Origin of the sequence: Hydrogenophaga sp., assembly GCF_028698005.1 — a bacterium.
Classification (GTDB): domain Bacteria; phylum Pseudomonadota; class Gammaproteobacteria; order Burkholderiales; family Burkholderiaceae_C; genus Hydrogenophaga.
In genome coordinates this window covers 1-16,172 of the sequence record NZ_JAQVEJ010000056.1, presented here as the reverse complement: position 1 = coordinate 16,172, position 16,172 = coordinate 1, and the positions used below count along the sequence as shown (strand labels likewise).

At 69.3% G+C, this 16,172-nt stretch carries 17 protein-coding genes; 5 read left to right on the top strand and 12 right to left on the bottom strand.

Annotated elements, in window-relative coordinates; genetic code table 11:
• Window positions 1-2,469, top strand: a 2,469-nt coding sequence (gene mfd, locus PHQ87_RS07785) for a transcription-repair coupling factor (protein ID WP_300232775.1), incomplete at its 5' end; no start/stop codon positions are given.
• Here the strand turns inward: mfd and PHQ87_RS07780 are convergent.
• Window positions 2,420-3,067: an NAD(P)H-dependent oxidoreductase gene (locus PHQ87_RS07780; protein ID WP_300232773.1), complete on the bottom strand. Its 648-nt coding sequence runs from the start codon at window positions 3,065-3,067 to the stop codon at window positions 2,420-2,422. The genes mfd and PHQ87_RS07780 overlap by 50 nt on opposite strands.
• A 71-nt stretch (window positions 3,068-3,138) precedes the next feature.
• Between PHQ87_RS07780 and PHQ87_RS07775 the strand changes: the two genes are divergently transcribed.
• Both PHQ87_RS07775 and serB read left to right on the top strand, forming a co-directional pair.
• Window positions 3,139-3,738, top strand: a complete 600-nt coding sequence (locus PHQ87_RS07775; protein WP_300232771.1) for a TetR/AcrR family transcriptional regulator — start codon at window positions 3,139-3,141, stop codon at window positions 3,736-3,738.
• A 7-nt stretch (window positions 3,739-3,745) separates the two neighbouring features.
• Window positions 3,746-4,471, top strand: a complete 726-nt coding sequence (gene serB / locus PHQ87_RS07770; RefSeq protein ID WP_300232769.1) for a phosphoserine phosphatase SerB — start codon at window positions 3,746-3,748, stop codon at window positions 4,469-4,471.
• Between the two features lie 7 nt (window positions 4,472-4,478).
• Here the strand turns inward: serB and PHQ87_RS07765 are convergent, their stop codons facing one another.
• Genes PHQ87_RS07765 through PHQ87_RS07755 form a run of 3 tightly spaced genes read right to left on the bottom strand, consistent with a single transcriptional unit; the run spans window position 4,479 to window position 5,882 of the window.
• Window positions 4,479-4,811 carry a hypothetical protein gene (locus PHQ87_RS07765; protein WP_300232767.1) on the bottom strand — a complete coding sequence of 111 codons (333 nt, stop codon included), beginning with the start codon at window positions 4,809-4,811 and terminating at the stop codon, window positions 4,479-4,481.
• Window positions 4,812-4,818: 7 nt separating this feature from the next.
• Window positions 4,819-5,058 (bottom strand): DUF3820 family protein, encoded by a 240-nt coding sequence (locus PHQ87_RS07760; RefSeq protein ID WP_300232765.1) that lies wholly within the window; start codon window positions 5,056-5,058, stop codon window positions 4,819-4,821.
• Window positions 5,055-5,882, bottom strand: coding sequence for an alpha/beta hydrolase (locus PHQ87_RS07755; RefSeq protein WP_300232763.1), 828 nt, complete (start codon window positions 5,880-5,882; stop codon window positions 5,055-5,057). Before PHQ87_RS07755 ends, PHQ87_RS07760 begins: the two co-directional genes overlap by 4 nt.
• Before the next feature lie 200 nt (window positions 5,883-6,082).
• On the opposite strand from PHQ87_RS07755, the gene PHQ87_RS07750 reads away from it, so the two are divergent.
• Window positions 6,083-7,081, top strand: coding sequence for a porin (locus tag PHQ87_RS07750; RefSeq protein WP_300232761.1), 999 nt, complete (start codon window positions 6,083-6,085; stop codon window positions 7,079-7,081).
• 79 nt (window positions 7,082-7,160) lie between these two features.
• Here the strand turns inward: PHQ87_RS07750 and PHQ87_RS07745 are convergent, their stop codons facing one another.
• The gene (locus PHQ87_RS07745; RefSeq protein ID WP_300232777.1) at window positions 7,161-8,363 is read right to left on the bottom strand and encodes a PLP-dependent aminotransferase family protein; all 1,203 of its coding nucleotides are present in this window, start codon (window positions 8,361-8,363) and stop codon (window positions 7,161-7,163) included.
• Window positions 8,364-8,513: 150 nt separating this feature from the next.
• On the opposite strand from PHQ87_RS07745, the gene nth reads away from it, so the two are divergent.
• Entirely contained in the window at window positions 8,514-9,149 is a 636-nt protein-coding gene (gene nth, locus PHQ87_RS07740) for an endonuclease III (protein WP_300232759.1), read from the top strand.
• A gap of 9 nt (window positions 9,150-9,158) precedes the next feature.
• Here nth and PHQ87_RS07735 read toward each other — a convergent pair whose 3' ends face one another.
• The 7 genes from PHQ87_RS07735 to cbiB form a co-directional block, all read right to left on the bottom strand.
• The gene (locus PHQ87_RS07735) at window positions 9,159-10,427 is read right to left on the bottom strand and encodes a DUF445 domain-containing protein (RefSeq protein ID WP_300232757.1); all 1,269 of its coding nucleotides are present in this window, start codon (window positions 10,425-10,427) and stop codon (window positions 9,159-9,161) included.
• A 39-nt stretch (window positions 10,428-10,466) separates the two neighbouring features.
• Window positions 10,467-11,024 carry a histidine phosphatase family protein gene (locus PHQ87_RS07730; protein WP_300232755.1) on the bottom strand — a complete coding sequence of 186 codons (558 nt, stop codon included), beginning with the start codon at window positions 11,022-11,024 and terminating at the stop codon, window positions 10,467-10,469.
• Window positions 11,021-11,836, bottom strand: coding sequence for an adenosylcobinamide-GDP ribazoletransferase (locus PHQ87_RS07725; protein ID WP_300232753.1), 816 nt, complete (start codon window positions 11,834-11,836; stop codon window positions 11,021-11,023). Before PHQ87_RS07725 ends, PHQ87_RS07730 begins: the two co-directional genes overlap by 4 nt.
• Window positions 11,837-11,849: 13 nt before the next feature.
• Window positions 11,850-12,911: a nicotinate-nucleotide--dimethylbenzimidazole phosphoribosyltransferase gene (gene cobT, locus PHQ87_RS07720; protein ID WP_300232751.1), complete on the bottom strand. Its 1,062-nt coding sequence runs from the start codon at window positions 12,909-12,911 to the stop codon at window positions 11,850-11,852.
• A gap of 23 nt (window positions 12,912-12,934) precedes the next feature.
• Complete coding sequence (locus PHQ87_RS07715) at window positions 12,935-14,422, bottom strand: cobyric acid synthase (protein WP_300232749.1); 1,488 nt, start codon at window positions 14,420-14,422, stop codon at window positions 12,935-12,937.
• Window positions 14,419-15,480, bottom strand: a complete 1,062-nt coding sequence (locus tag PHQ87_RS07710) for an aminotransferase class I/II-fold pyridoxal phosphate-dependent enzyme (protein ID WP_300232747.1) — start codon at window positions 15,478-15,480, stop codon at window positions 14,419-14,421. Before PHQ87_RS07710 ends, PHQ87_RS07715 begins: the two co-directional genes overlap by 4 nt.
• Window positions 15,477-16,172 (bottom strand): adenosylcobinamide-phosphate synthase CbiB (cbiB, locus tag PHQ87_RS07705; RefSeq protein ID WP_300232745.1); only part of this gene is annotated, 696 nt, incomplete at its 5' end. The genes PHQ87_RS07710 and cbiB, both read right to left, overlap by 4 nt.

Below are 16,172 nucleotides of genomic sequence, written 5' to 3'. Positions count from 1 at the left end.
ATCCGGCCGGCGGTCGAGGACATCGCCGACAACGCGTTTGCCCAGCAACTGCCCGAACTGACCGTCGTGCGCGGCGCCGAAGATCCGCTGGCGCGGTTGCAGGCCCATCTGCAGCGCTCGGCGCACCGCATGCTGATCCTGGCCGAGAGCGACGGCCGGCGCGAAAGTCTGCTGGACTTTCTGCGCGCCAGTGGCGTGAATCCGCCCGTGTTCGACTCGCTCGACGAGTTCCAGCGCAGCGACGAGAAAGTGGGCATGGCCACGGCGGCGCTGATGGCCGGCTTCGCCTGGATCGAGCAAGGAATCGACTTCGTCACCGAGACCGAACTGTTCGCGGCCGGGCCGACCACGCGCCGGCGCAAGCGACAGGAGCAGGTCAGCGATGTCGATGCGTTGATCAAGGATCTGAGCGAGCTGAACGTGGGCGATCCGGTGGTGCACACGCAGCACGGCATCGGCCGCTACCGTGGGCTGGTCAACCTCGACATGGGCGAGAAGAACCCCGACGGCACGCCCGCCCTGCAGGAGTTCCTGCACCTGGAGTACGCCAACGAGGCCGTGCTTTACGTGCCGGTGAGTCAGTTGCACCAGATTGGCCGCTACACGGGCGTCAGCGCCGAGGAGGCACCACTGCACAAGCTGGGCAGCGGTCAGTGGGAGAAGGCCAAGCGCAAGGCCGCCGAGCAGGTGCGCGACGCCGCGGCCGAACTGCTGAACATCTATGCGCGCCGCGCCGCCCGCCAGGGCCATGCGTTCCGCTTCAGCGCACAGGACTACGAGACCTTCGCCAACGACTTCGGCTTCGAGGAAACGGCTGACCAGAAGGCGGCCATCCACGCCGTGATCCAGGACATGATCAGCCCACAGCCGATGGACCGCCTGGTCTGCGGCGATGTGGGCTTCGGCAAGACCGAGGTGGCCCTGCGCGCGGCCTTCGTGGCGGTGACCGGCGGCAAGCAGGTGGCCTTCCTCGCACCGACCACACTGCTGGCCGAGCAGCACTACCAGACGCTGGTGGACCGCTTCGCCAAATGGCCGGTGAAGGTCGCCGAGATGAGCCGCTTCCGCTCCGCCAAGGAGATCACGGCCGCCATGAAAGGCATCGCCGACGGCAGCGTGGACATCGTGGTGGGCACGCACAAGCTGCTGTCGGAAAAGGCGCAGTTCAAGAACCTGGGCCTGCTCATCATCGACGAGGAGCACCGCTTCGGCGTGCGCCACAAGGAAGCGATGAAGCAGTTGCGCGCCGAGGTGGACGTGCTCACCCTCACGGCGACGCCGATCCCGCGCACGCTGGGCATGGCACTCGAAGGCCTGCGCGATCTGAGCGTGATCGCCACCGCGCCGCAGCGGCGCCTGGCGATCAAGACCTTCGTGCGCAACGAGGGCAGCGGGGTGATCCGCGAGGCGGTGCTGCGCGAACTCAAGCGCGGCGGCCAGGTGTACTTCCTGCACAACGAGGTCGAAACCATCGAGAACCGGCGCCAGGCGCTGGAAAAGCTGCTACCCGAGGCACGCATCGCCATCGCGCATGGCCAGATGCCCGAGCGCGAACTCGAGCGCGTGATGCGCGACTTCGTGGCGCAGCGCTTCAACCTGCTGCTGTGCTCGACCATCATCGAGACCGGCATCGACGTGCCCACGGCCAATACCATTGTGATCGCGCGCGCCGACAAGTTCGGTCTGGCGCAACTGCATCAGTTGCGTGGCCGCGTGGGCCGCAGCCACCACCAGGCTTATGCCTACCTGCTGGTCCCCGACATGGAGAGCCTGACCAAACAGGCCGCCCAGCGCCTGGAAGCCATCCAGCAGATGGAGGAACTGGGCAGCGGCTTCTACCTGGCCATGCACGACCTGGAGATCCGGGGCGCCGGCGAGGTGCTGGGCGAGAGCCAGAGCGGCAACATGATGGAGGTGGGCTTCCAGCTTTACAACGAGATGCTGGCCGAGGCGGTGCGCTCGCTCAAGGCCGGCCGCGAACCCGACCTGCTGGCGCCGCTGTCGGTCACCACCGACATCAACCTGCACGCCCCCGCCCTGCTGCCCAACGACTACTGCGGCGACGTCCACCTGCGCCTGAGCTTCTACAAGAAGCTGGCCACCGCGAAGACGGCCGACCAGGTGGACACGCTGCTGGAAGAGATCGTGGACCGCTTCGGCAAGCTGCCGCCACAGGCACAGAACCTGATCGACGTGCACCGGCTGCGGGTGCTGTCGCAGCCCTACGGCGTGATCAAGGTCGATGCGGCGCCGGGCGTCATCCACATCACCTTCAAGCCCAATCCGCCGGTCGAGCCGATGCGCATCATCGAGCTGATCCAGAAGAACCGGCACATCAAGCTGGCCGGCAACGAGAAGCTGCGCATCGAAAAAGCCCTGCCCGAAGTCAAGGACCGGGTGCAGATGGTGCGCGACGTGCTCAGGGCGCTGGGGCAGCCTCTGACGATGACCGAGGCGGTGCCGGCCTGACGGCATCGGCCGCAGGCAAACGGGCGGCATCGGCCTGGCCTTGCGCGCGGACCTGGGCCAGCCAGCGTTCGCGCTGGTCGGCACTGGCGCGGTGCACCGGGCCGATGCGGGTCATGTCCACCGGTTGGAGGCCGCAGAACTTCAGGGTACTGCGCACCAGGGCCTTGGCGGTCGGGTCGCCCTGGATGAAACGCAGGTAAAAGCCCGGGGAGTCGCTGGTGATGATGACACGGGCGCTGCGCCCGGCCAGCAGGCCCTCGGCCCGCCCATTGGGCAGGTAGCGAAACGCCCAGCCACGCTCCAGCACCCGGTCGAAGAAGCCCTTGAGCAGTGCCGGCATCGCGCCCCACCAGATGGGAGTGACCAACACCAGGCGCCGCGCAGCGCCCATCAATGCCTGGGCGTGGCGCAGGTCGGGCTCCAGCGGCTGGTGGCCGTGGTAGCTCGCCCGCAGGATGGGGTCGAAGCGCAGATCGCGCAGCGCCAGCACCGTGGCTTGGGCGCCGCCCGAGCGGAGGCCCCCGGCATGGCTTTGCGCCAGTGCCGCGCACAGCGATGACGCGTCCGGATGCCCGTCGATGATGAGTACATCGGCCATGAAATACCTGCCTTTCCTTGATCTTGACATTGTCAACATTGACGGGCGGAGTCTCCGCTAGAATCTTTCTCATGTCAAGTTCATCCGGTGGCCGCCGTCCCTACCACCACGGCAATCTGCGCCAGGCCCTGCTGGATGCGGCCATGGATCTGCTGTCGGTCACGCCCGCCGCGCAGTTGAGCCTGCGCGAACTGGCACGCGCGGCCCAGGTGAGCCATGCGGCGCCCTACCACTACTTCACCGATCGGCAGGGCCTGATCCGCGCCGCCGGGGTGGAGGCCATGCGACGGCTGTTGCAGGCACAGCAGGCGGCCGTGGCCGCCGAGGACTCGCCACGCGGACGTCTGCTGGCGCTCGGCCATGCCTATGTCCGTTTCGCCGCCCGCGAGCCGCATGCCTTTGCACTGGTGTTCGATCCGCAGTACTGCAAGCCCGGCACCCCGACGGAAGACATGGCACCCCTGATCACCGCGAACGAGGCGCTGTTGGCCGCCTGCGTGGACGAAGCGCAGCGCTTCGGTGTGCTGCCACCGGGCGACACGGGCCCCATCGCCACCGCCCTGTGGGGCACGGTACACGGCCTGGCCCAGTTGGTGATGGCCGGCCACGTGCCGCTGCCCGAGGCCGAAGCCGCCCTGTCCGCCCTGCTGCCATCGCAGCAGCCGCGATAATTCCGGGATGACCTCCGCATCCGAATTTGCCCCCGGCCTCGTCGTCCGGGGCTTCACGCCGCCGCTGCGGCTGAGCAATTACAAGCTCATCGCCTTCGACATGGACTCCACGCTGATCAACATCGAGTGTGTGGACGAAATCGCCGATGCGGTGGGCCGCAAGGCCGAAGTGGCCGCGATCACCGAGGCCGCCATGCGCGGCGAGATCACCGACTTCAAGGACAGCCTGCGGCGGCGCGTGGCGCTGCTGCGCGGCGTGACCATCGCCGACATGGAACGCGTCTATGTCGAACGCCTGCGCATCAACCCCGGCGCGGCCGAGCTGATCAAGGCCTGCAAGGCGGCCGGCATGAAGGTGCTGCTGGTGTCGGGCGGCTTCACCTTCTTCGCCGAGCGCGTGCGCGACACGCTGGGCATCGACTTCATGCGCGCCAACGTGCTCGAGGTGCACAGCGGGCCCAACTGCGGCGAGCTGACCGGGCACCTGGTCGAACAGACCTGGGGCGACATCTGCGACGGTGCCGAAAAGCGCCGCACGCTGCTCGAAGTGGCGTCGCTGCTGAACATCGAGCCATCGCAGTGCATCGCGATGGGCGACGGGGCCAACGACCTGCCGATGATGGATGTCGCCGGCCTGTCGGTGGCCTACCACGCCAAGCCCAAGGTGCGCGAGCAGGCCATGGTCGCCATCAACGAGGGGGGCCTGGACCGGCTGCTGGAAGTGCTGCGCTGAGCGCGCCTCAACCCTGCGCCGGTCCGGGCGGCAGGATCTCGTAACCGCCTTCGTCCAGGTGGCGGTGCGGCCCCCACACCGCCTCCAGCGCGGCGGATTCGGCCTGCAGCCAGTGCTCGTAGAGCATGCGCTCGTCGTTGCCAAGGGCCTCGCTGTCGGGCGGGTCGCCGTGCATGACCCGGATGCGCTGCACGGCGTGGTAGACCGGCAGCACCATCGCCGGATCGCCCAGCGACGCGTCGAGCGCGCGAGCGAAGGCGCGCTCGGCCTGCTGGCGGGTCGACGCGCTGCCCCCGTCCGGGGTGTGGAGACGGACGCGGTAGTGGGAGGACTGGCTCATGGGCCGATTATCGGCGCGCGGGCTCGTCGCGCCCGTAGCGGGTCCGCAGCGGGCGCAGGATGTCGCCCAGGCCGTTGTGGTCGATCTCGTGCATCAGGGCGATCAGGCGGCCCAGTTCGCCCCGGGGGAAGCCTTCGCGGGCGAACCAGTTGAGGTAGTGCCCCGGCAGGTCGGCGATGCGCCGCCCTTCGTACTTGCCGTAGGGCATCCGGACCTCGAACAGGCGCTCCAGTTCGTGGGTCTTCAAGCGGCCTCCCGCGAACGGTCGAGCCAGGCCGAGACCACCTGCGCGAACTCGGCGGGCTGCTGGCGCATCAACCAGTGGCCGGCGTCGAACCCGCGCGCCGCACTGCCCGGCATGTTGTCGAGCGACTCGACCCATGGCTGCGAGTGGAACATGAAGGGCTTGCGGCGGCCGTAGCAGAACAGGATGGGGATGCGCGGGCCGAACACCTTGTGCACCCGCGCCACGCCGCGCAAGCCGCCGTAACTGCCGAACCATTGCATGGCGTAAGGGTAGTTCATCTGCCAGCCGATGGCGGCAGGGTCCGTGCGGCACCCCACCTGGCGGGCCATGAAACGCGTGAGCCGGTCGGCGAGCGACGGCCACCAGGCGCCCAGCTTCCAGGCCGTGGCCAACCAGAGCTGGTAGCCGGCGATCAGCAGTTTTTCCCGCGCCGTCAGCCCCTTCAGATAGGCGCCGGAGTTGCTGTCGCCGATGTCGACCCCCACCACGCGGACCACGCGATCGACGTGCCGCGCCGCGTACTCGTAACCGAAGAAGCAGCCCCAGTCGTGCAGCACGAGCGTGACGGGTGCTCCGGGGCTGACCGCATCGACCACGACCGCGAGCAGGCGGCACATCTCGTCGACCGACACGGGCCGTGGGGGACGCGAAAGATCGAACCCCGGCAGTGCCAAGCGCACGCAGGTCCAGCGCCCGCGCAGCGAAGCCACCAGGCCATCCCACAGGGCCGGGGAGTCTGGCCAGCCGTGCAGAAAAACGACCACCGGCCCTTCGCCCTCGATCACCACCGACAGGCCTTCAACATCGAGTCGATGCACGTTCATGGATACAGGGTGCGCAGCCTTGGAGAGCACCGATGGTAGCGCGCACCCGGACAAGGCGCATCGCGCACCGATCAGGTGCCCGCATCGGCCAGCCGCAGGACCGCAGTTGTGACCAGATGTGGCACAGGGATTGCATGGGAGGTGGACGTCCTGCATCGGCAGGCGTTCATCACCCGAGTCTTCCCAACCGGAGCCATTTCATGTCCTTTTCCCGCTATTCCCAACTGACCTGTGCCGCCATGCTCGCGATGGCTGGCGTTGCTGCCCATGCCCAGGGTTCGGTCTCTCTGTATGGCCTGGTCGACATGAGCGTCGGGCGCACCCAGGCGCCCGGTGCCAAGGCCGTCAATGCGGCCGACAGCGGCAAGCTGAGCACCAGCTTCTGGGGTATCGGTGGCAAGGAAGACCTGGGTGGCGGTGTCTCGGCCGTGTTCAAACTCGAAAGCTTCGTGCGCCTGACGAATGGCGGCGCCGGCCGCTTCGATGGCGACCCGATGTTCTCGCGCACCGCCTCGGTGGGCCTGTCCAGCAACCAGTTGGGCACGGTCACGTTCGGCCGCAACACCACGGCGCTGTTCGTCTCCACCCTCATGTTCAACGCCCTGGGCGATTCGTTCGGCTACTCCCCCAGCATCCGCCACTACTTCACCAGTGGCACCACCACGGGCGACACGGGTTGGGACGACTCGGTGTCCTACGCCAGCCCCTCGTTCGGGGGCTTGCGCTTCGGCGTTTCGGCAGCCTTCAAGACTGGGGATGCCGCCACCGACGGACGCAACGTGGGCCTGAACCTGGGTTACAGCGGCGGCCCGCTGTCGGCCTCCCTGGTCTATCAGGATGTGAAGAAGGACGGTGCCGCCGGCGCCGTCGACAACACCCGGACGGTACAGGCCGGCGCCGCGTATGACTTTGGCACGGCCAAGTTCTATGCCCAGTTGGGCACGGTGGACAACAAGAGCACGGACAAGAGTTACGACATTCTGGGCCTGGGCGTGCGATTCCCCGTCGGCAAGGGAGCCGTGGTGGCACAGGCGGGCCGTCTGTCACCCGATGCCGGTGCCGACCGCACCACGATCAGCGCGGGCTACCTGCACAGCCTGTCCCCGCGCACCGAGCTTTACGGCGTGTTGATGAACGACAAGCTTGACGGTGCGGGAAGCGGCAAGAACTATTCGGTCGGCATCCGCCACAAGTTCTGACCGCCCGGAAGACCCGCAGGGACCTCTTGCAGGAGGTCCCTGCGGTCCGGCGCCGCGCACGCCCGGGCGCGCCGCCGGATCAGAGCGCTGCCTTCAGGCGGGCCACACCTTCGCGGATGCGGTCCACCCCCACCGTGGCAAAGCTCAGACGCAGCGTGGCGTGGTCGGGCTGGCTGGCATAGAACGGTGCCCCGGGGACGAAGGCCACCCCCTGTTCGACCGCCCGCCTGGCAAACTCGCCACCGTCGGCTATCCGGCCACCCGCCCCCGTCAGGCGGGCCCAGATGAACAAGCCCCCCTGGGGCTGGACGAACGTGAGCGCATCGCCCAGTTCGCTGCGCAAGGCATCGCCCATGGCAGTGGCCCGCTCGGCATACACGGCACGCACCCTGGCCAGGGTGTCGGGCATGCGGCCGGCCTTGAGGTACCGGGCCGCGGTGGCCTGGGCGAAGGTGCTGGTATGGGCATCGCTGAACTGCTTGCACATGGTCGCCTTGGCCAGCAGCTCGGCCGGTGCCACCATCCAGCCGACGCGCAGGCCAGGGCTCAGCACCTTGGACAGGCTGCCGCAGTGCACCAGGCAATCCCGGCTCCCGGGTACCTGTGCGGACAGGGCCAGCAGGCTCGGCGGCGGGGCATCACCGAAGTACAGGTCGCCGTAGGGGTCGTCCTCGACCACCAGCACCTGGTGTCGCACCGCCAGCTCCAGCACCTTCCGGCGGCGCTCCAGCGTCAGCGTGGCCCCGCTGGGGTTGCCGAAAGTCGGGATCAGGTAGATGAACTTGGGCTTGTGCTCAACGATGAGCCGCTCCAGCGCATCGGTCTGCACCCCGTCACCATCCACCGGCGCGCTCACCAGATCAGCGCCGTACAGGCGAAAACACTGGATGGTGGCCAGGAAGGTCGGGCCTTCGACGATCACCTTGTCGCCGGGTGAGACCAGGGTCTTGCCCAGCAGGTCCAGCGCCTGCTGGCTGCCGGTGGTCACGATCAGGTCACCGGCAGCCACACCATGCGCACCCTTGGTCGCCATGAACCCGGCCAGTTGCTCGCGCAGCGGCTGGTAGCCCTCGGTGGCGCCATACTGCAGCGCACCGCCGGCTTCTTCGCTCAGGGCCGCATTCACGGCCTCGCGGATGCCGTCGACATCAAACAGTTCGCTGTCGGGAAAGCCCCCCGCAAAACTGATGATGCCGGGCCTGCCCAGCAGCTTGAACAGCTCGCGGATGGCGGAGGTTTCGACGTTGCGCAGTCGGTCGGCAAAGGGCGTGGTCAAGGGCATGGTAGTCGGAAGAGTCATCAGGATGACCACCATTGTCGCCAATTTGCGTGCAGGATTCCTGCGCCCCCGTTGGCAACGCTAGACTCGGCGACGTTCCTCCACGACCCCCCTGCCTGCACCATGTCCGATCGCGAGCCAACGAGCAAGCCGATGAGCCCGGCACAGATCGAGCGTTTTTTCTCGATCCTGCAAGACGCCAATCCGCAACCGGTGACCGAGCTCGAATACACCAGCGTGTTCGAGTTGCTGGCGGCGGTGCTGCTCTCGGCACAGGCCACCGACGTGGGCGTGAACAAGGCGACCCGGCGGCTGTTTCCGGTCGCGAACACGCCCCGGAAGATCCTGGATCTGGGCCTCGAAGGCCTGGAGTCCTACATCAAGACCATTGGCCTGTACCGCAGCAAGGCCCGCCACCTGATGGAAACCTGCCGCATCCTGGTCGAGCGCCATGGCGGCGAGGTGCCACGCACGCGCGAGGCGCTGGAGGCCCTGCCCGGCGTGGGTCGCAAGACCGCGAACGTGGTGCTCAACGTGGCCTTCGGCGAGCCCACGATGGCCGTGGACACGCACATCTTCCGCGTCGGCAACCGCACCGGCCTGGCCGTCGGCAAGACGCCGCTGGCGGTGGAGCAGCAATTGCTCAAACGCGTGCCGGCCCGCTATCTGGTGGACGCGCACCACTGGCTGATCCTGCACGGCCGCTATGTATGCCAGGCGCGCAAGCCCCAGTGCCCACGGTGCGCGGTGGCCGAGTGCTGCAACTTCCGCAACAAGACCACCGCCTGAGCATGCGCCTCAGCGCAGCCACCACTGTGTGGCCGCGTGCAGCAACACACCGACAAGCGCGCCCACCACGGTGCCGTTGATACGGATGAACTGCAGGTCGCGGCCAATGTGGGTTTCCAGCACCGCGCCCATCTCATCGGCATCCCAGGCGCGCACCCGCTCGGCCACGAAATCGACGATCGCCGGACGGCTGCGATCGAGCGCCGACAGCAGCGCCTGACGCATCTGCCGGTTCAGGCCCTGGCGCAGGTCCTGGTCGCCCGCCAGCTGGTCCACCAGGGTATCCAGCAAGGTGCCCAGGCGCTCGACAAGGCGGCTGTCGGGCGCACGCAGGTCGGTGCGCAACCGCTCGGCCAGCTCGATCCACCAGGCCTGCACGGCCTCGTCCCAGCGCGGTTGTGCCAGCCAGGTGTCGCGCCAGCCGGCGGCCTGCGCCTGCCAGGCGGCGTCGCCTTGCAGGCGCTGTGCGGCCTCACTCATCCAGGCGTCGAAGCGAAGCCGCCACACGTGCTGCGGATCGGCCACGGCCTCGGCCAGCATGCGCGTGAGCGCGGCCACCAGCTTGCGCGTGGCCAGCCGGGCCGCGACCTGGTCCAGGCCCACGTAGCGCAGCTTGGCCAGTTCGCGCGCGATGGCCTCGGTCAAGTGCTCCTGCACGCTCTCGCGCGCCGCCCAGTCCGCCAGTTCGCCCGCCACGCTGTCGAACCACCGCTGGTGGTGGCGGTGCTCGGTCAGGGCCTGCAGGGCCTGACCGCCCAGCGCGGCCACATCCAGCTCACGCACCAGCCGGCGCGAGGCGCGCGCCACCCAGCCCGGTACGGGCTCGCGCCGCAACGCCGCCAGCACGTCGGGCAGTGCATCGGCCAGACCGTCCGCCACCCGGGCGCGGTTCGCGGGCACGGCGAGCCAGCCCACCAGGTCGCCGCTCATGTCCCAGCGGGACAGGGCGTCGTCAACACGGTCGCGGGTCAGGAAGTGCTGGTCCAGGAACTCGGCCAGGCGCTGGCCCAGCCGGTCCTTGTTGGCCGGCAGGATGCGCGTGTGCGGAATCGGCAGCCCCAGGGGATGGCGGAACAGCGCCACGACCGCGAACCAGTCGGCCAGTGCACCGATCATGGCGGCCTCGGCCGCCGCCGCGACATAGCCCCAGGCCGGATGGCGGTCCCCCATCAGCGTGGCGCCCACATAAACCACGGCCGCCATCAGCAGCAGCGCCAGCGCCAGGACCTTCATGCGGCCCAGCGACCAGGGTTCGGACGGTGTTTGCGGCTTGCTCATGACCCGGTTTTACCGCACCTGGCTTTCAGGACAGCGCCTTCACAACGCCAGGCACAGGCCCTCGCCCGGGCCGGGCGCCTCGCGCGGCCAGTGCGCCACGCCGGGAATCGGCGTGACGCCTCCACCAGCGAGGTAGCACGCGGCACGGATGACACCGGCATGGGTGAACCAGACCGCATCGCCCTCACTGGCCCGGGCGCGTTCGTCGGCGAGCGCTGCGGCCACGCGATCGATCACCGTTTGCGTGCTTTCACCACCCCCTACCCGGTGGTGGGCAAAGTCGGCCATCCAGTCATCGAAGGCCGCGCGCGGAATGGCATCCCAGTGCTGTTGCTCCCAGCGGCCGAAGTCCATTTCATTCAGTCGCGCATCCACCAGGGCCTCGGGCAGATCGGGGCGCAGCGCGCGGAGCGCGCGGGCCAGTTGACCCGCCCTGCCCAGCGCCGACACGCGCAGGCGCAATCCGGCCGGCAGCGTCTGCGCCCAGTGTCGCGCCGCCATGCGGGTGTGCACCTCATCCGCCGGCACGTCGCTGGCGCCATAGCACAGCCCCGGGGGCAGGCTCACCCGGGCATGGCGCAGCAGCCACAGCTTCATGCGCTCAGGGGCCCCAGGGCCAGCAGCAGGCCGATATAAAAACCCACCTCGGACAGCTGCTGCGTCGCGCCCAGGCCGTCGCCGGTGAAGCCTTGCAGGCGGCGCCACAGCAGGCGCCACATCCAGCCCATGCCCAGGGCCGAGCCTGCCAGCGCCCACAGCCAGTGCAGGCCCGGCGACACCCACAGCAGCAGCCACAGTGCCAACGCCGCCCAGACGACACCGGCCATCAGCGCCGCATCTTCGATCGCATCGGCCAGCGGCTTGGATTTGGACTTCGCCGTGTCGCCCACATGCGAGAGAAAGCGGATCAGGAACATCGGCATCAGGCGAGAAACCACATGCGCACCGAACAGGCCCAGCACCGCCATCCAGGGCGACACCTGCGCGAGCATGGCCAGCAGCGCGATCTTGGACAGCAGGGCCAGCACCAGCGCGATCGCGCCATAGGTGCCGATGCGCGAATCCTTCATGATCTCCAGCGCACGCTCGCGCGTGAGTCCGCCACCCAGGCCATCGGCGGTGTCGGCCAGGCCGTCCTCGTGGAAGGCCCCGGTGAGCAGGACGCCGGCCACCGTGCTCGTGACGGCGGCCACCCAGGGCAGTGCCGCAACGGGGGGCAAGGCCATCATGACGAGCGCGAACACACCGGCGCTCACGCCACCCACCAGCCAGCCCACACCGGGGTAATGGGCCGCGCTCGCGCGCAACATGGCCGGCGAATAGCCGACCCATCCGGCGAGCCGCCCCGTCACCGGCACCCGGGTGAAGAACTGCAGCGCCAGCAGGTAATGACGGACGAAGCGGGTCATGATCGGACGGCCATCATGCCCCGGCGGCCGCCGGCTCCTCGGCCTGGCGCGACACCCCTGCCGACTCGAAGCTGGCCATCTCGCGCAGGACCGCGCAGGCAGAGACCAGCAGGGGCCAGGCCAGCGCCGCACCCGAGCCCTCGCCCAGGCGCAGTCCCAGGCTCAGCAGCGCCTGCACGCCCAGGTGCTCCAGCATGCGGGCGTGCCCCTTCTCGCCCGAGCAGTGCGAGAACACGCAGCGCTGCAGCACATTGGGCTGCAGTGCCGCGGCCACCAGCACGGCCGACGTGGTGATGAAACCATCGACCACGATCACGCGGCGCTCCACCGCCGCCTGCAGCACAGCCCCCACCATGGTGGCAATCTCGAAGCCGCCAAAGGCGGCCAGCACCTCCAGCGGCGCCCTGGCGTCCGGATGGCGTGCCAGCACCTCGCGCAGGATGGCGGTCTTGCGCGCCAGCGCCTCACCTTCCATGCCGGTGCCCGCGCCCGTGCACTCGGCAATGTCCAGTCCCAGGAGCCGGCTCATCAGCAGCGAGGCGGAGGAGGTATTGCCGATGCCCATCTCGCCCAGCAGCAACGCATTGCCCGGCAACTGGCTCAGCAGGGCCTGCCCGCCCGCCAGCGCGGCGCGGCACTGCGCATCGGTCATCGCCGGCCCTTCGAGCGCATCGGCCGTGCCCTTGGCCGGCTTGCTGATCACCAGGCCGGGTTGCGGGGCAAAGTCGCGACGCACACCGCAATCGACCACCGTCAGGCCGATGCCATGCTGGCGCGCCAGCACGCTGACCGCGGCACCGCCGGCCAGGAAGTTCTCCACCATCTGCGCCGTCACGTCGCCTGGGTAGGCCGAGACACCGCGCGCGGCGAGGCCGTGGTCGCCCGCAAACACCACCATCTGCGGCTGCGTCAGTGCGGGCGCCTCGGTGCCCAGGGCCAGCCCGATGCGCTGGGCCAGCGTTTCGAGGCGACCCAGCGAGCCGAGCGGCTTGGTCTTGTTGTCGATGAGCTGCTGCAGGCGCTGCGCGAGCAGAGGATCGTGGATGTCGGGTACGTCGGGAATCTGAAATGGCATGTGTGTACGGATAGCAAGGAAACTCAGGGAACGACCAGGGCGTCGAGCACGCCCGGATCGAAATGCCGCCCGACCAGATCGGCCAGGGCGTCAAAAACGGAGGTGAGGCTGCGCCCGCCGTCGCCGAACAGCGCCTGCATGGCGCGGGCATCCTCGAACAGGCCGTGCAGGTACAGGCCCAGCACGTTGCCGGCCGGGTTCTGCCAGGCCAGCCCGGGGATGACCTCGCGGGCAATGTCGCCCTTGGCGGCCATGGCGGGGTGTTGCGCGGTCTGGCCGTGGCGGATCTCGTAGCCATCCACCTCCACCCCGGCCAGCGGCTGCCAGGCGCCCTGCATGGCACCGAAGCGCGTACGGGTCCGCCGCACGGTCTTGTCCGGCGCGAACACCGTCACCAGCGGCAGCAGGCCGAGTCCGGGCGCGTTGCCATCGATGCCGTGCGGATCGACCAGCGCCTCACCCAGCATCTGCAGGCCGCCGCAAACCCCCAGCACCCGGCCGCCGCGCGCTGCGTGTTCGGCCACCGTGCGGTCCAGGCCGGTGGCGCGCAGCCACGCCAGGTCCGCCGCCGTGGCCTTGGAACCCGGGAGCACCAGCCAGTCCGCGCCAGCGCAATCGGCCGGATGACGCGCCCACACCAGGCGCACCCCCGGCACCTGACGCAGCGGCTGGAACTCGTCCAGGTTGCTGATGCGCGGATAGGCGATGACCGCCACGGTGACGCGGACAGCGGCACCACCCCCCGACGGCGAGGCGTCGAACACGCCGTCCTCCTCGGGCAGACCATGCCCGCGCACCATCGGTACGGTTGCCACCACCGGCACACCGGTGAGCCGCGCCAGCATCTGCGGCGCCGGTGCCAGCAGCGCGGCATCGCCGCGGAACTTGTTGAGCACGAATCCGCGGATCAGCGCCCGTTCGGCTTCCGGTAGCAGCGCCCAGGTGCCGTACAGATGGGCGAACGCGCCGCCGCGGTCGATGTCGGTCACGAGCAGGCAGCGCGCGCCGGCGTGCCGCGCCACGCGCAGGTTCACGATGTCGCTGTGCTGCAGGTTGATCTCGGCAGGTGAACCGGCCCCCTCGATCACGACCACATCGTGGCTGGCGCGCAATTCGTCGAGCGCCTGTGCCACCACCGGCCAGACGCGGCCGCCCCGCTCGTGCCAGGGCAAGGCACCCAGTTCATGGCTCACCTGACCCAGCAGCACCACCTGGCTGCGCGTGTCGGCCTCGGGCTTGAGCAGCAGGGGGTTCATGCGCACGTCGGGCTCGGCTCCCGCCGCCAGCGCCTGGAAATACTGCGCCGAGCCGATCTCGCCCAGCCGTCCGTCCGGTGTGGCGACGACGCGGGCGTTGTTGCTCATGTTCTGCGCCTTGAACGGCGCCACCTTCAGACCCTGACGCGCGTAGTAACGGCACAGCGCGGTCGCCAACAAGCTCTTGCCCGCGCCGCTGCTGGTGCCCACGACCATGACGCAACGCGCGCCCTCAGCCTGTTTCCCCGTCCTCATGGCTTGCCCTCCTCATGCGGATGCGGGCCTTGACCTGCCGGCGCCATCACCCGGGTTGCCTTTCCCACGCCCATGGTGCGCGCTGGCGTCATGTCGGCCAGTGCCCGCCATGCCCGCGCCAGCGCGTCCTGCGCTGACGGCGCGAGCACGCCCAGACGCGCATGGCCGGGCAGGCCGAAGGACGTGCAGTCGCGCAGCTTGATGCCCTGTTCCCGCAGCGCTGCCAGCATCACCTCCGCGTCCGGCCGATGCAGCCGGACCGTGAAGAAGTTCGCCAGACTGCCGGGGACCACGTCCCAGCCCAGCGCCGTGCACCGGGCAAGCTGCGCAGCCTTCCAGACCCGCAGCGTGTCCAGCGACTGCCGCACCCATGCCTGGGCTCCGGCCCAGGCGTGCAGCAAGGCCACACCGTCGGCGCCCAGCGGCCACGACGGTGCCATCGCCTCCATTGCCTGCGCCCGCGCCGCATCGGGTGCGATCGCATAGGCCGCGCGGACACCGGTCATGCCCAGCGCCTTGTTGGGCGACCACAGTTGCCAGATGTCGTCCGCCACCGGCGTCGGTTCCCCGGCCATGCGCAGCGGTGCATAGGCCCGGTCGAGGATGCGGATGCTGCCCGCTGGCGCCGTCTGCGCCAGCACCTCGTCGGCCCTGCCGAGCGGGCTCGACGGCTCACAGCCCCAGAGCAGCGCCGGCCGGCCTTCGCTGGCCTGTGCGCGCAGCGCCAGCCCCCAGGCAGCCGCTGCGGCCGCATAGTCGCCGAAGCCATGCCGCGGGACAACGACCTGCCCCAGGCCCTGGCGAACGGCGAACGCGGTCATGCGGCGTATGAATTCGCTGGCGCTGGCCGCGATCACGATGCGCTCCCGCGCCACCCCATGCAGCCTCCCCAACCGCTCGCGCAGGGCCGCGTAGGCGGGATCGGGGTAACGGACACGATCGGCCGCGAGCACGGCCGCCAGCGCCGCCGGACAGGGGCCGCAGGCGTTGGCATTGGTGGAGAAGTCATGGGCCGGTATCCCCCGCGCGTCCGGCCCGCCATGTACCAGGATGCTCATCCCGCGCCTCCCCTGGCAACCGCCATCACCACGGTCATCGGTGCCAGCAGCACGGCCACCGCAACCACCACGCGCGTGCCGAGCCCGACCGCACGCAGCGTGTCCTGTGGCAGCGGCGCCCGGGCGTCCGGGTTCAGGATGTAGACACCGGGTTTGCCCAGGCGCGTCCCCAGCACCAGCGCCATGGCAGACATCGGCCAGCCACCGTTGGGCGACGGCGTCTTGGCGGCCTCGCGCAGGAGGCGGCGCGGATCGGCCAGCCCCCCCGCCACCGCCAGCAGTCCGGCCGTCAGACGCGCCGGCACCCACGACAGCACGTCGTCCGCCCGGGCTGCCCACTTGCCGGCCCACTGCCAGTACCGTCCCTCGCGCATGCCCGGATACCCCCACATGGCGTCGGCCGTGTTCGCGAACCGGTACAGTGCCGCCCCCGGCAACCCCAGCAGGGCAAACCAGAACAGCGGCGCCACCACGGAATCGTTCAGGTTTTCCGCCAGCGTCTCGATGGCGGCCTCGCGAACCTGCGACGGCGCGAGTGTCGCCACGTCGCGGCTCACCAGTCTCGACAACCGCTCCCGTCCGTCGTCCATCGACGCCTCCAGCGCCCGTTCGACGGCCACCACCTCCTCGCGCAGCATGCGCCAGGCCAGCATCGGCTTGAGTACCAGGCCCAGGCCCAACACGGCCATCGG

Coding starts and splice junctions, on each gene's coding strand:
- PHQ87_RS07780 (WP_300232773.1), bottom strand. CDS start 3,067: ATGGCCGATGTACTCATCATCGACGGGCATCCGGACGCGTCATCGCTG.
- PHQ87_RS07775 (WP_300232771.1), top strand. CDS start 3,139: ATGTCAAGTTCATCCGGTGGCCGCCGTCCCTACCACCACGGCAATCTG.
- serB (WP_300232769.1), top strand. CDS start 3,746: ATGACCTCCGCATCCGAATTTGCCCCCGGCCTCGTCGTCCGGGGCTTC.
- PHQ87_RS07765 (WP_300232767.1), bottom strand. CDS start 4,811: ATGAGCCAGTCCTCCCACTACCGCGTCCGTCTCCACACCCCGGACGGG.
- PHQ87_RS07755 (WP_300232763.1), bottom strand. CDS start 5,882: ATGAACGTGCATCGACTCGATGTTGAAGGCCTGTCGGTGGTGATCGAG.
- PHQ87_RS07750 (WP_300232761.1), top strand. CDS start 6,083: ATGTCCTTTTCCCGCTATTCCCAACTGACCTGTGCCGCCATGCTCGCG.
- PHQ87_RS07745 (WP_300232777.1), bottom strand. CDS start 8,363: ATGCCCTTGACCACGCCCTTTGCCGACCGACTGCGCAACGTCGAAACC.
- nth (WP_300232759.1), top strand. CDS start 8,514: ATGAGCCCGGCACAGATCGAGCGTTTTTTCTCGATCCTGCAAGACGCC.
- PHQ87_RS07735 (WP_300232757.1), bottom strand. CDS start 10,427: ATGAGCAAGCCGCAAACACCGTCCGAACCCTGGTCGCTGGGCCGCATG.
- PHQ87_RS07730 (WP_300232755.1), bottom strand. CDS start 11,024: ATGAAGCTGTGGCTGCTGCGCCATGCCCGGGTGAGCCTGCCCCCGGGG.
- PHQ87_RS07725 (WP_300232753.1), bottom strand. CDS start 11,836: ATGACCCGCTTCGTCCGTCATTACCTGCTGGCGCTGCAGTTCTTCACC.
- cobT (WP_300232751.1), bottom strand. CDS start 12,911: ATGCCATTTCAGATTCCCGACGTACCCGACATCCACGATCCTCTGCTC.
- PHQ87_RS07715 (WP_300232749.1), bottom strand. CDS start 14,422: ATGAGGACGGGGAAACAGGCTGAGGGCGCGCGTTGCGTCATGGTCGTG.
- PHQ87_RS07710 (WP_300232747.1), bottom strand. CDS start 15,480: ATGAGCATCCTGGTACATGGCGGGCCGGACGCGCGGGGGATACCGGCC.